The organism is Methyloligella sp. GL2 (assembly GCF_013341275.1).
Taxonomy (GTDB): Bacteria; Pseudomonadota; Alphaproteobacteria; order Rhizobiales; family Methyloligellaceae; genus Methyloligella.
Genome location: NZ_CP054476.1, coordinates 3,218,806 through 3,230,794, shown reverse-complemented (window position 1 = coordinate 3,230,794; position 11,989 = coordinate 3,218,806). Strand labels below are relative to the sequence as shown.

Below are 11,989 nucleotides of genomic sequence, written 5' to 3'. Positions count from 1 at the left end.
GGTTTTTGCCCAGCTCCATCCCTAATCTCCACACCCGTGAAGACTGCGCGTTGCCCTCGAACTTGCGCAGTCACCCCTCCTGGGCGCGGACAGCCTTTGTCCCCGCGAGCCGTCTTTGATCCTAGCTTTGAAGCCAGGGAAGACCGGCCGCCTTCCAGCCAGCGACAGAGCCGCGATGCCTGGTGTCGTCCAACGGTCCCTCGAAACCGTCGCCGACATTGTGACAGGCGCGATACCCTATCGCCGCCGTCGCCATGGCCGCGGCCATGCTCCGGCTTCCCGAACGGCAGATGAAGTAGAGATCGTCGTCGGGCGAAACACCGAGAGCCTGAAGCTCTCCCGCCAGACGTTCGGCGAAATGTAAGTCCACGGTCTGATCGGGAAAGGTCTGCCACTCAACGAGGACAGTCCGCTTCCCTAAGGACCCCAGATCCGGGATCCCGACATAGGTCCACTCCGCCCGTGTCCGCACATCGATGAGTTGAGCCTTAGGATCCGATGAAAGCCTCTGCCACGTAACCGCGGCAGTAACATCGTCAATCCCGTTATCGCCCTTCTCCCCGCTCAAGCGACACGACCTCTGCGCTAAACGAACAATTACTCAAGTACAAATAGTATGCGTGATACTAAAACCAATGGTTTTCTAATTTACTTGCCGCACTGCACCATCGCATACGCTCGTTTTACTTCCACAAATCCCCTCTGTCTCTTGCCCGGAGACGCAACAAGCCTTCCCGGAAGCTTGCCGGGCTGCAAGGCTTTATTGTCAGGAGGGGGCTACCCCGTTCGGATGAGTGAACTATACATCGGCCATTCCGCCCGATCAAGCAGCCTAAAACCGCTCCTCGCGCTTTCGGTTCGCCTTGCCCCGCGGTTCAGGCCGGAGAACCAAGCCCCTGTCGCGTAAGCCGGATTCGGCTCAGGACCGCCTCCTTCGGCACCTCCGCGACGGGCTTGCTGAGACCCAGAAAAGTGAAAAAAATTTATCGGAGCTGCGGCCTCAAACCGCGCTACGGCTCGTCGTAGAAGCGACATTTCCCCGTCAAATAACTGAAATAATCGCCAAAACGAGCGGGCGGTTGGGCGAGCGGTTGTGGCGCGCTCAAACACCCTGTAGCGGCGGGGACACAGTGACACCACTTTCACACTTGGCGAGCAAAAATCCCGAAATCGTGGGAAGTTTGTCCCAGGCACACGAATAGGCGCGGCATCCATGACGGAACCGTCGCCAAATTCGTTGAATTGTCTGGAGCGAAGCGCGGATTTACGCGCTTTGCATCGCACCGACGCGCTTGGCAAGACGCGAGATCTTGCGGGACGCGGTCTTGCGGTGCAGGACACCCTGCTGGCCGTTGCGGGCGATCAGCGGCTGGGCGGCCTTAAGGGCGGCCTGAGCCTCATCCTGATTGCCGGAGGCGATTGCCTCTTCGACCTTGCGCACATAGCTGCGCATGCGGCTCTTGCGAGCCATGTTGACCTCGGTGCGCCGCTCGATCTGCCGGACGGCCTTCTTTGCCGATTTCGTATTCGCCATTGGCTGTTCCTATACGCGGGACGTGCAGCCGCCCACCGGCGCGCCGTTCCTCGCGGAAAATAACAAGGAGATTGATCGCGCTCTATACCGGGCGCGCCCGAAAGCGTCAACCAGTCCGGAGCGGAATTCGGCAAACCCTAGCGGTGCTTGAAGTCCGGCTTCCGCTTCTCCAGGAAGGCGCTCATCCCTTCTTTCTGATCCTCGGTGGCGAAGGTGGCATAGAATAGCTGCCGCTCCTGGCGCACGCCCTCGGCTAGCGGCGTGGCGAAAGCGGTGTTGATCGAGCCCTTGATCATCTCCGTCACCGGCCCGGAGAAGCTGGCGATCTTGGCGCCGATCTCCATCGCCGTCTCGATCAGCATCTCCGGCGGCACCACCCGGGCGACGAGCCCTGCGCGTTCCGCCTCGGCCGCATCCATGCGCCGGCCGGTGAGGCACAGATCCATCGCCTTCGCCTTGCCGACAGCGCGGCTCAGCCGCTGGGTGCCGCCGGCGCCAGGCATGATGCCGAGCGTGATCTCCGGCTGGCCGAACTGCGCCGTCTCCGAGGCGATAATCATGTCGCACAGCATGGCAAGCTCCATCCCGCCGCCCAGCGCAAAGCCCGAGACCGCCGCGATCAGCGGTTTCTTATGGGCCGCGATCTGGTCGTACGGCGCGATGAAGTCGGAGGCATAGGCGCTCGCATAGGTCTTATCCTTCATCTCCTTGATATCGGCGCCGGCGGCGAAGGCCTTCTCGCTGCCCGTCACCACCACGCAGCCAATCCCGGGATCGGCGTCGAACACGTCCAGCGCCTCGTTCAGCTCTTTGAGTAGAAGCGCGTTCAGCGCATTCATCGCGTCGGGTCGGTTCAGGGTGAGAAGCGCGACGCGGCCGGTGATCTCGACCTTCAGCGTCTGGAACTCGTTGGCGTCATATGTCTTCGGCTGATCGTCCATGGGCGATGTCCGTCCTTGCGTCTCTGGTTATCTCTGGCAGCTCGGACAATAGAAGGTCGAGCGGCCGCTCTGCACAATGCGCTTTATGGTGCCGCCGCAGGAAGGGCAGGGCTCGCCCTCCTTGCCGTACACTTTGAAGGAATGCTGGAAATAGCCGAGCGATCCATCCGTATGGGCATAATCGCGCAAGCTGGAGCCGCCCGCCGCGATCGCGTCCCTCAACACCGCCTTGATCGCCGCAACAAGCGCTTTTGCCTTTTCCGTCGGCTTGCCCGCCTTTGTCACCAGCGTGCCGGCCAGCCGCTTCGGCGAAAGTCCGGCGGCGAACAGCGCCTCGCAGACATAGATATTGCCGAGCCCGGCGATCACCCGCTGATCCAGCAGCGCCGCCTTCAGCGGTGTCTTCTTGCCCAGAAGCTTCAAAGCCAGCCCCTCGGCCGTGAACGCGTCGCTGAGCGGCTCGAAGCCCAGCCCCTTGAACAGAGGATGGCTCTCCAGCTCCGCCGCCGGGATCAGATCCATATAGCCGAAGCGCCTAGCATCGGCGTAGCGCACGGCCGCGCCGTCCTCCATATGGAAGACGATATGCTCGTGGCGCGGATAGTCGTTGGCCCGGTGGAAGAATTCGCCCGGCGCGATCGGCGTCCCGTTGGCTTCGTCGATGGTGAAGCGCCCGGTCATGCCCAGATGCATCACCAGCACCTCGCCATTGTCGAGCCGCGCCAGCATATATTTCGCCCGCCGCTCCAGCGCCTCGATGCGCCGCCCGGTCAGCCGTGCGGCGAAATGCGTAGGCAGCGGAAAGCGCAAATCGTCCCGCCGCTGCTCGACGCCGGCGATGCGGTTTTTGACCAGCACCGGCAAAAGCCCAAGGCGCACGGTCTCGACTTCGGGGAGTTCCGGCATGGTTGGGCCGATGAAATGAGGGGCGAAAACGGAGGCACCGACAATAGCCTGTTCACCGGCTTTCGGCTATTGTCCGCACCCATTCGGCAAGCACAGGAACCGCCAATCACAATGGCCGCAACGGAAAAGACCAGCTTCGGCTTCAAAAGCGTGGAGCGCGAGCAGCGCCAGGGTCTGGTGAACGAGGTCTTCGCGCGCGTCGCCAGCCGCTATGACCTGATGAACGATCTGATGTCAGGCGGGCTGCACCGGCTGTGGAAGGACGACATGGTGGCCTGGCTGGCCCCGTCCAAATCCGGCCCTTACGCGCTGCTGGATGTCGCCGGCGGCACCGGCGATATCGCTTCGCGCGTGCTGGATGCGGCGTCCCCCGAGGCCACCGCCATCATTTGCGATATCAGCGCTGAGATGATGGAGGCCGGCCGCGCCCGCCATGGCGAGCGCCAAGGCCTCTCCTTCGTGCAGGGCAATGCCGAGGACCTTCCTTATAAGGACAATCGCTTCGACGCCTACACCATCGCTTTCGGCATGCGGAACGTCACCAATATCGACCAGGCGCTGCGCGAGGCTTACCGCGTGCTGAAGCCCGGCGGCCGCTTCCTCTGCCTGGAATTTTCCGCCGTCGACGTGCCGCTGCTCGATTCCATCTACGACGCCTATTCCTTCAGCGCCATTCCGGCCCTGGGCAAGATGGTGGCGGGCGATGCCGACTCCTATCGCTATTTGGTGGAGAGCATCCGCCGCTTTCCCGATCAGGAGACTTACGCAGGCATGATCCGCGATGCCGGGTTCGAGCAGGTGCGCTACCGTAATCTCACCGGCGGCATCGCCGCACTTCATTCCGGCTGGCGCTTGTGAGACGCGGGCGCGACATGAATTCGATCGCCAAATGAACCCCATCACCAATATGTACCGGCTCGGCCGGGCCGGGCTGATCATCGTCTGGAACGGCGCCCGCGTTATCCCGCCCGATGCCGATATCCCGGCGCCGCTGAAATTCTTCGCCCGCAAGGAGAAGAAGCCGGGGGAGGAGAGCAATCAGGACCGGCTCACCCGCGCGCTCACCGCGCTCGGCCCCTCCTACATCAAGCTCGGCCAGTTCCTGGCGACCCGCGACGATATCGTCGGTCCGGAGCTCGCCCGCGATCTCACGCCCTTGCAGGACAAGCTGCCGCCCTTTCCCATGGAAGAGGCGAAGAAGACCATCCAGCAGGAGCTGGGCCACCCGGTCGAGGAGCTTTACGTCGAATTCGGCGCACCTGTCGCCGCCGCCTCCATTGCGCAGGTGCATAAGGCGGAAATCGAGCTTCCCGGCGGGGGCACAGCACCCGTCGCGGTCAAGGTGCTCCGCCCGGGCATCGAGCGGCGCTTCGCCCGCGACCTTGAGAGCTTCCGCTTCGCCGCCGAGACCATCGAGGCCTGGCATCGGCCGAGCCGTCGCCTTCGCCCCGTCGCCGTGGTGGATACTTTGGCGCAATCGGTCACCATCGAGATGGATCTCCGCATGGAGGCCGCCGCCATCTCCGAGGTGGCCGAGAACTCCAAGGAGGATATCGGCTTCCGCGTGCCGGAGGTGGATTGGACCCGCTCGGGGCGCCGGGTGATGACCCTGGAATGGATCGACGGGATGCCCCTCGCCGACAAAGCGGCGCTGCAGGCGGCCGGCTTCGATCCCAAGGAGATCGGCGCGCGCCTGATGCAGACCTTCCTGCGCCATGCTATGCGCGACGGCTTCTTCCACGCCGACATGCATCCGGGCAATCTCTTCGTCGACAAAGAAGGCCGCATCGTCGCCGTCGATTTCGGCATTATGGGCCGGCTCGGCATGAAGGAGCGCCGCTTCCTGGCCGAGATCCTCTACGGCTTCATCACCCGCGATTACCGCCGCGTCTCCGAGGTGCATTTCGAGGCGGGCTATGTGCCCCGCCGCCATTCGGTGGAGCTGTTCGCCCAAGCCCTGCGGGCCATCGGCGAGCCGATCATGGACCGCCCGGCCAATGAGATCTCCATGGCCGCGCTGCTTGGCCAGCTTCTGCAATATACGGAAGTCTTCGACATGGAGACCCGCCCCGAGCTGCTGATGCTGCAAAAGACCATGGTGGTGGTCGAGGGCGTCTCCCGCCAGCTCGATCCGGAGCTGAACATCTGGACCGTGTCGGAGCCGGTGGTGCGCGACTGGATCGAGAGCCAGCTCGGCGCTGAGGGGCGCATCGAGCAGGCCGCCGAGGGTGCCGCCAGTTTGGGCCGCTTCGCCGGGCACATCCCGAAGCTGTTAGGCCAGGCCGAGCAGGCGGCGGACGCGTTTTCCGCCATGGCGGAGGAGGGGCTTCGCCTCGACTCCTATACCGTGGAGCGCATGGCCGAGGCTCAGAGCCGCAAGGGCCGCATGGGCCGCCTCGCCCTTTGGATCGGCGCCATCTCCCTCGCCGTCATCGCTGGCGCTTTGGTTTTTTGAGGGTTACGGGCTTTTCCGTCGTCATGGCCGGGCTTGTCCCGGCCATCCACGTCTTTATTGGTTGATCGTCTCATACAGGTCGTCCCAATCGGGGTTCATCGCCAGAACGAGACGAACTTTCCATGTGCGAGGCCAGTGCTTCATGTTCCGCTCTTTTTGAATCGCGGCCTCGATTGACTCATGGAATTCGCACCATACGAGGCGGTTGAGGCTATAGCGCTTGGTGAAATAGGCGGAGAGTCCCGACCGATGCTGCCATACGCGCCGGCTAAGGTCGGCGGTAACGCCCGTATAGAGAATGCCGTTTGGCTTATTCGTTAGAACATAGACCCACCCACCACTCATACGGGTAGTTTGCCGCTTCGTGGATGGCCGGGACAAGCCCGGCCATGACGGTGCTGGTGGCTGCGGAAACGCAAATTGAACCCCATCTATGCTATGAAAGCGGCCAATGGAGCCGGATATGCAAGAAAAGCGCATCACCATCATTGTCGGCGGCGGGATTGCCGCCTTCCGGGTGCTTGACCTGGTGCGCCGCCTGCGCGAGCGCGGCGCCGTGACGCGCTGCATCCTCACAGAGGCCGGCAAGCAATTCGTCACCCCGCTCTCTCTCGCCACCCTCTCCGGTAACAAGGTCTATTCCGACCTGTTCGATCTGGAGGAGGAGGCCGAGATCGGCCATATCCGCCTCGCCCGCGACACGGATCTGATGCTGGTGATGCCGGCCACCGCCGATCTGATGGCCAAGATGGCCCACGGCCAGGCCAACGATCTCGCCACCGCCGTTCTGCTCGCCACCACCGCGCCGGTGCTGATCGCGCCGGCCATGAATGTCCGCATGTGGGAGCATAAGGCGACCCGCCGCAACGTGGCCCAGCTCAAGGACGATGGCTGCCGCTTTGTCGGCCCGCAGCAGGGCGACATGGCCTGCGGCGAGTTCGGCTTTGGCCGTATTGCCGACACGCCGGAGATCGTCGCTGCTGTGGAAAACCTGTTGAAAGGTGACGCCGGCCCGCTCACCGGCAAGCGCGTGCTGATCACCGCCGGCCCCACCCATGAGCCGATCGATCCGGTGCGCTATATCGCCAACCGCTCCTCCGGCAAGCAGGGCTATGCCTTGGCCCGCGCCGCCGCGGCGCTTGGCGCCGAGGTGACGCTGATCAGCGGCCCGACGGATCAGGCACCGCCGGAAGGCGTCACGCTGGTCCCGGTCGAGACCGCGCAAGAGATGCTGGATGCGGTGATAGCGGCCGATCCCGCCGATATCGCCCTGATGGCTGCCGCGGTGGCCGATTGGCGTGTGGCAAGCCAAAGCGAGCAGAAGATGAAGAAGGCGCCGGGGCAGGAGAGTCACGAGCTCGGCTTGATCCGGAACCCCGACATCCTGGCGACCCTGGCCAAAAGCCCGAACCGGCCCAAGCTGCTGATCGGCTTTGCCGCCGAGACGGAACATGTTGTGGAAAACGCGTTGAAGAAACGGTCCGCCAAGGGGGCCGACTGGATCGTCGCGAATGACGTCTCGCCCAATACCGGTATCATGGGCGGCGAGAACACGCGCATTCACCTGGTCAGCGCCGAGGGGGTTGAGGATTGGCAGCCGATGAGCAAGGAGGAGATGGCCGAAAGCCTGCTCCGCCGCGCCGCGGGCGCACTGTCCGGCCTCTCCCAGGCTGCCGAATAGACGCGCCCAGCCTTTCCACCTTCCAGACTGATTTCACACGATGAGCACCGAGCTGACGCTGCATATCCGCCGCCTGCCCCATGGCGAGGGGCTGCCCTTGCCCGAATATAAGAGTGCCGGCGCGGCCGGGCTCGATCTCGTTGCCGCCTTGCCGGAGGGCGAGGAGAAGACCCTGCGCCCCGGCGAGCGGGCGCTGATCGAGACGGGACTGCAGATCGCATTGCCCGAAGGCTTCGAAGCTCAGGTGCGGCCGCGCTCGGGGCTCGCCCTGAAGCATGGCGTCACCGTGCTCAACAGCCCCGGCACCATCGATGCCGATTATCGCGGCGAGGTGAAGGTGCTGCTGATCAATCATGGCGACGCCCCGTTCACCTTTGTCCGCGGTGAGCGCATCGCCCAGCTGGTGGTGGCTTCCGTCGCCAAGGCCAATATCGCGCCGGTGGTCACGCTTCCCGAAACCGCCCGCGGCGACGGCGGCTTCGGTTCCACTGGCCGGTAACGGGGCCTCATGGTTCGAGACACGCCCCGCCTTCGGCGTGGCGCCCTCACCATGAGGAGAGAGATCCGTAGCTCCCCACGGTGTTTCTCCTCACCCTGAGGAGGGGCGAAGCCCCATCTCGAAGGGTGCAGGCCCCTCACGGGCCAAGCTCGCCAGCTCCTCTTCCCCTCACCCGGATGCTGCGCATCCGACCTCTCCCCAATGGGGAGAGGTAAGGTCCGTGCGAGCCGTTCTCTTCCCTCGTCACCCTCGGGCTTGACCCGAGGGTCCATGCCGTGACCGTGCCGCTTGCGCCGGAGCGTCAAGTGATCGCTGACCGCGCTGAACAGAAACGGCATGGATGCCCGGATCAAGTCCGGGCATGACGAATCTATTTGTGGTTGGAGTCGTGGATGCTCGGAACTGTTGGCGCTTGGCCCGCAAGCCCCTAGATTGCCTCCATGCTCTCCGACGAAGAAATCCAGCGCTATAAGCGCCATCTGGTGCTGAAGGAGATCGGCGGCCAGGGCCAGCAGCAGCTGAAAGCCGCGCGCGTCCTGGTAATCGGCGCCGGCGGGCTCGGCTCGCCCGCGCTCACCTATCTTGCCGCCGCCGGCATCGGCACGCTCGGCATCGTCGATGACGACAGCGTCAGCCTCGACAATCTGCAGCGCCAGATCATCCACGGCACCGAGGAGGTCGGAAAGGCCAAGACCGAGAGCGCCGCGGCGGCGATCGCTCGCCTCAATCCCAACGTGGCGACCGAGCTGCACACGACGCGGCTCGTCCCCGACAATGCGATGGAACTGATCGAGGCCTACGACATCGTCGTCGACGGCTCGGACAATTTCGCCACCCGCTATCTGGTGAACGATGCCTGCTTCTTCGCCAAGCGGCCGCTGGTTTTCGCCGCCCTCGGCTCCTTCGACGGCCACATCACCACCTTTCGTGCCTTCGAAACCGACGCCAAAGGCAAGCCGCGCCCCAATTACCGCTGCCTGTTTCCCGTTCCGCCGCCGCCGGGCACCGTGGCGCCTTGCGCCGAGGCCGGGATTCTCGGCGCGGTGGCCGGTGTTATGGGAACGTTGCTTGCGGTTGAGACAATCAAGGAGCTGACCGGCATCGGCGAGAGCCTCGTCGGGCGGCTGTTGTTGTATGATGCGTTATCGAGCCGATTCTCGACCCTCACCTACGATTGGGATCCGGAGAACCCGCTGAATGGGAATGCGCTGCGCTTTCACGACCTCTCCCATTTCCAGAACGCGCCAGCCCTCTAGGCTCGGACCGGCCAAAGGCGACCCCGATGGCGCATGAGAAGCTGAGCGCCGGGTGCTGCATCGTCGGCGGCGGCCCCGCCGGCATGATGCTCGGCTTCCTGCTGGCCCGCGCTGGCGTCGATGTGCTTGTGCTGGAGAAGCACGCCGATTTCCTGCGCGATTTCCGCGGCGACACCATCCATCCCTCGACGATGGAATATTTCTACGAGCTGGGGATGTTGGACTGCTTTCTGGCCCAGCCGCATCAGGAGGTCAGCCGCCTCGGTGCCTCCATCGGCGGTGAGCTCTACTACGTCGCCGATTTCTCCCACCTGCCGGTGCACAGCCAATTCGTCGCCTTCATGCCGCAATGGCACTTCCTCAACTTTCTTGCGGCGGAAGCCAAGCGCTACCCAAATTTCCGCCTGATGATGGAGACGCAAGCGACCGACATCCTCTGGGACGGCCACCGTATCGCTGGGATCAAGGCAAGACGCGGCGAGGATAAGCTCGATATCCGCGCCGATCTGGTGGTCGGGGCGGACGGCCGCCACTCCGTGGTGCGCAAAGCGGCCGGGTTCCAGGTCGACGATATCGGCGCGCCCATGGATGTGCTGTGGATGCGGCTGCCGAAAAAGCCCGGTGAAGCGCAGGAGAGCCTCGGTGTGATCGGCGCCGGCACCTTCTTCGTGATGATCGACCGCGGCGATTATTGGCAATGCGGCTATGTCATCCCCAAGGGCGGCTACGACGCGCTGCACGCGAAGGGTATCGCGGCCTTGCGGGAGAGCATCGTCGCGCTGAAGCCGGACCTCGCCGACCGGGTGAACGTGCTCGCCTCCTGGGACGATGTCAGCCTGCTCACCGTGAAGGTCGACCGGCTGCAGCGCTGGTTCCGCCCCGGGCTTCTGTGCATTGGCGATGCGGCCCACGCCATGTCGCCCATCGGCGGCGTCGGCATCAATCTGGCGGTGCAGGATGCCGTGGCGACGGCCAATATCCTCGCCGAGCCGTTGCGCTCCGGTCCTGTGGCCACAAGGCTGTTGGAGAAGCTGCAGCAGCGCCGCGAGGTGCCGGCGAAACGGACCCAGAAGCTTCAGGTGCTGATCCAGAACAAGGTGATCACTCCGCTCCTGGAGCGGAAGACCGCGCCGAAAGCCCCCTTTGCCTTGAAGCTGCTGCAATGGGTGCCGCCCTTGCAGCGCATCCCGGCGCGGATCATCGGCCTCGGCTTCCGGCCCGAGCATATCCGTACCCGCGAGGCCCTGCCCATCAAGCAGAATGGCGGCAAGGTCGCCTGAGGCGTTCGGGATGCTGCTCCGTTATTGACGCTATTCCAAATGAAATCATCATGCCCGGACTTGATCCGGGTATCCACGCGGTTCCGTTTCGGCGCGATCAGCGTGCCCTTGTCGGTCCGGCGCTAGCGGCGCGGTAACGGCATGGACCCTCGGGTCAAGCCCGAGGGTGACGAAGATAGTTGGAACTGACTTCGTGGATGGCCACCCGAGTCCGGCGTTGCCGGCCCGGGCGCAGGCTCAAGACAAGCCCGACCATGACGGCGCTGGTTCGCAGCAAGCCGCCTAGAACATCGCCGGGTGGACGCGGTCGGGCGGGGCATGGCCGTCGAGGAAGGTCTTGATGTTGACGATGACCTTCTCGCCCATATCCACGCGGCCCTCGAGCGTGGCCGAGCCCATATGCGGCAGCACCACGACGGAGTTGCTCTGCAACAGCTTCGGGTTCACCGCAGGCTCGTGCTCGAACACGTCGAGTCCGGCGCCGGCAATCTCGTTATTCTCGATCATGCGGGCCAGCGCGTTCTCGTCGATCACCTCGCCGCGCGCCGTGTTGACCAGATAGGCCGACGGCTTCAGCAGCGCCAGGCGCCGCGCCGAGAGAAGATGATAGGTCGCCGGGGTGTGCGGGCAGTTCACCGAGATGATGTCCATCCGCGCCAGCATCTGATCGAGGCTGTCCCAATAGGTGGCGCCGAGCTCCTGCTCGATCTCCGGGGCCACGCGGCGGCGGTTGTGATAATGCACCTGCAGGCCGAAAGCCTTGGCGCGCCGGGCGACGGCCTGGCCGATGCGGCCCATGCCGACAATGCCCAGCCGCTTGCCGAAGATGCGGTGGCCGAGCATCCAGGTCGGCGACCAGCCGGCCCATTCGCCCCCGGCTTCCCTCAGGATATTGGCGCCCTCGGTCAGCCGGCGCGGCACTGCAAGGATCAGCGCCATGGTCATGTCGGCGGTGTCCTCGGTCAGAACGCCCGGCGTGTTGGTCACCAGGATCGAGCGATTGCGGGCCGTCTCCAGGTCGATATTGTCGACGCCGGTGCCGAACTGGGCGATCAGCTTCAGATTGGGCCCGGCCTGGCTCAGCACCGAACGGTCGATCCGATCGGTCACCGTGGGAACCAGCACCGTTGCGGTTTTCACCGCTTCGATCAGCTCCTCGCGGGAAAAGGGCTTGTCTTCAATATTGAGCTTCGCATCGAAAAGCTCGCGAAGCCGCGTCTCCACCACGTCCGGCAGACGCCGCGTCACAATGATCGTTGGCCGTTCAGTCGTCATTCGTCTCTCACTCTCGAGCCGGAACACCCGCGTCGATGCGGCGCCTCGCGCCGACACGCCGCCTTCTCTAACAGAAGGAGTCGCAAGACATAAGGCCCATCTTGGGCCGATGGACACGATGCGTTCACTTTTGTAACGCAGGAAGGGATGAGCGGCATGAGG

At 64.0% G+C, this 11,989-nt stretch carries 12 protein-coding genes; 6 read left to right on the top strand and 6 right to left on the bottom strand.

The features are described from left to right. Positions 1-121: 121 nt before the first annotated feature. From HT051_RS15025 to mutM, 4 genes are all read right to left on the bottom strand, one after another. Positions 122-472, bottom strand: coding sequence for a rhodanese-like domain-containing protein (locus HT051_RS15025; protein WP_371740592.1), 351 nt, complete (start codon positions 470-472; stop codon positions 122-124). 792 nt (positions 473-1,264) lie between these two features. Then, on the bottom strand, positions 1,265-1,534 hold the full coding sequence (gene rpsT / locus HT051_RS15020) for a 30S ribosomal protein S20 (RefSeq protein WP_174542782.1): 270 nt from the start codon (positions 1,532-1,534) through the stop codon (positions 1,265-1,267). Positions 1,535-1,671: 137 nt separating this feature from the next. Then, positions 1,672-2,475 (bottom strand): enoyl-CoA hydratase, encoded by an 804-nt coding sequence (locus HT051_RS15015; protein ID WP_174542781.1) that lies wholly within the window; start codon positions 2,473-2,475, stop codon positions 1,672-1,674. Positions 2,476-2,502: 27 nt separating this feature from the next. Beyond that, positions 2,503-3,381: a bifunctional DNA-formamidopyrimidine glycosylase/DNA-(apurinic or apyrimidinic site) lyase gene (gene mutM / locus HT051_RS15010; protein WP_174542780.1), complete on the bottom strand. Its 879-nt coding sequence runs from the start codon at positions 3,379-3,381 to the stop codon at positions 2,503-2,505. Between the two features lie 111 nt (positions 3,382-3,492). Between mutM and ubiE the strand changes: the two genes are divergently transcribed. Both ubiE and ubiB read left to right on the top strand, forming a co-directional pair. Further along, positions 3,493-4,239, top strand: a complete 747-nt coding sequence (gene ubiE, locus HT051_RS15005) for a bifunctional demethylmenaquinone methyltransferase/2-methoxy-6-polyprenyl-1,4-benzoquinol methylase UbiE (RefSeq protein WP_174542779.1) — start codon at positions 3,493-3,495, stop codon at positions 4,237-4,239. Positions 4,240-4,270: 31 nt separating this feature from the next. After that, the gene (gene ubiB, locus HT051_RS15000; protein WP_174542778.1) at positions 4,271-5,836 is read left to right on the top strand and encodes a 2-polyprenylphenol 6-hydroxylase; all 1,566 of its coding nucleotides are present in this window, start codon (positions 4,271-4,273) and stop codon (positions 5,834-5,836) included. A gap of 54 nt (positions 5,837-5,890) precedes the next feature. On the opposite strand, the gene HT051_RS14995 is transcribed toward ubiB, so the two are convergent. Next, positions 5,891-6,181, bottom strand: a complete 291-nt coding sequence (locus HT051_RS14995) for a GIY-YIG nuclease family protein (RefSeq protein ID WP_174542777.1) — start codon at positions 6,179-6,181, stop codon at positions 5,891-5,893. A gap of 118 nt (positions 6,182-6,299) precedes the next feature. On the opposite strand from HT051_RS14995, the gene coaBC reads away from it, so the two are divergent. From coaBC to HT051_RS14975, 4 genes are all read left to right on the top strand, one after another. Further along, a complete protein-coding gene (coaBC, locus tag HT051_RS14990) occupies positions 6,300-7,517 on the top strand; it encodes a bifunctional phosphopantothenoylcysteine decarboxylase/phosphopantothenate--cysteine ligase CoaBC (RefSeq protein WP_174543056.1) in 1,218 nt (405 codons plus the stop codon). A 40-nt stretch (positions 7,518-7,557) separates the two neighbouring features. Beyond that, positions 7,558-8,016, top strand: a complete 459-nt coding sequence (dut, locus tag HT051_RS14985) for a dUTP diphosphatase (protein ID WP_174542776.1) — start codon at positions 7,558-7,560, stop codon at positions 8,014-8,016. Between the two features lie 440 nt (positions 8,017-8,456). Then, complete coding sequence (locus tag HT051_RS14980) at positions 8,457-9,272, top strand: molybdopterin-synthase adenylyltransferase MoeB (protein ID WP_174542775.1); 816 nt, start codon at positions 8,457-8,459, stop codon at positions 9,270-9,272. Positions 9,273-9,298: 26 nt separating this feature from the next. Continuing rightward, positions 9,299-10,552 carry an FAD-dependent oxidoreductase gene (locus HT051_RS14975; RefSeq protein WP_174542774.1) on the top strand — a complete coding sequence of 418 codons (1,254 nt, stop codon included), beginning with the start codon at positions 9,299-9,301 and terminating at the stop codon, positions 10,550-10,552. A gap of 282 nt (positions 10,553-10,834) precedes the next feature. On the opposite strand, the gene HT051_RS14970 is transcribed toward HT051_RS14975, so the two are convergent. Then, complete coding sequence (locus HT051_RS14970) at positions 10,835-11,827, bottom strand: D-glycerate dehydrogenase (RefSeq protein ID WP_174542773.1); 993 nt, start codon at positions 11,825-11,827, stop codon at positions 10,835-10,837. Positions 11,828-11,989: the final 162 nt, after the last annotated feature.

Bases quoted from the DNA above. Each gene is read 5' to 3' on its own strand.
- HT051_RS15015 (WP_174542781.1), bottom strand. From the start codon at position 2,475: ATGGACGATCAGCCGAAGACATATGACGCCAACGAGTTCCAGACGCTG.
- HT051_RS14980 (WP_174542775.1), top strand. From the start codon at position 8,457: ATGCTCTCCGACGAAGAAATCCAGCGCTATAAGCGCCATCTGGTGCTG.
- dut (WP_174542776.1), top strand. From the start codon at position 7,558: ATGAGCACCGAGCTGACGCTGCATATCCGCCGCCTGCCCCATGGCGAG.
- HT051_RS14970 (WP_174542773.1), bottom strand. From the start codon at position 11,827: ATGACGACTGAACGGCCAACGATCATTGTGACGCGGCGTCTGCCGGAC.
- HT051_RS14995 (WP_174542777.1), bottom strand. From the start codon at position 6,181: ATGAGTGGTGGGTGGGTCTATGTTCTAACGAATAAGCCAAACGGCATT.
- HT051_RS14975 (WP_174542774.1), top strand. From the start codon at position 9,299: ATGGCGCATGAGAAGCTGAGCGCCGGGTGCTGCATCGTCGGCGGCGGC.
- mutM (WP_174542780.1), bottom strand. From the start codon at position 3,381: ATGCCGGAACTCCCCGAAGTCGAGACCGTGCGCCTTGGGCTTTTGCCG.
- coaBC (WP_174543056.1), top strand. From the start codon at position 6,300: ATGCAAGAAAAGCGCATCACCATCATTGTCGGCGGCGGGATTGCCGCC.
- rpsT (WP_174542782.1), bottom strand. From the start codon at position 1,534: ATGGCGAATACGAAATCGGCAAAGAAGGCCGTCCGGCAGATCGAGCGG.
- ubiB (WP_174542778.1), top strand. From the start codon at position 4,271: ATGAACCCCATCACCAATATGTACCGGCTCGGCCGGGCCGGGCTGATC.
- ubiE (WP_174542779.1), top strand. From the start codon at position 3,493: ATGGCCGCAACGGAAAAGACCAGCTTCGGCTTCAAAAGCGTGGAGCGC.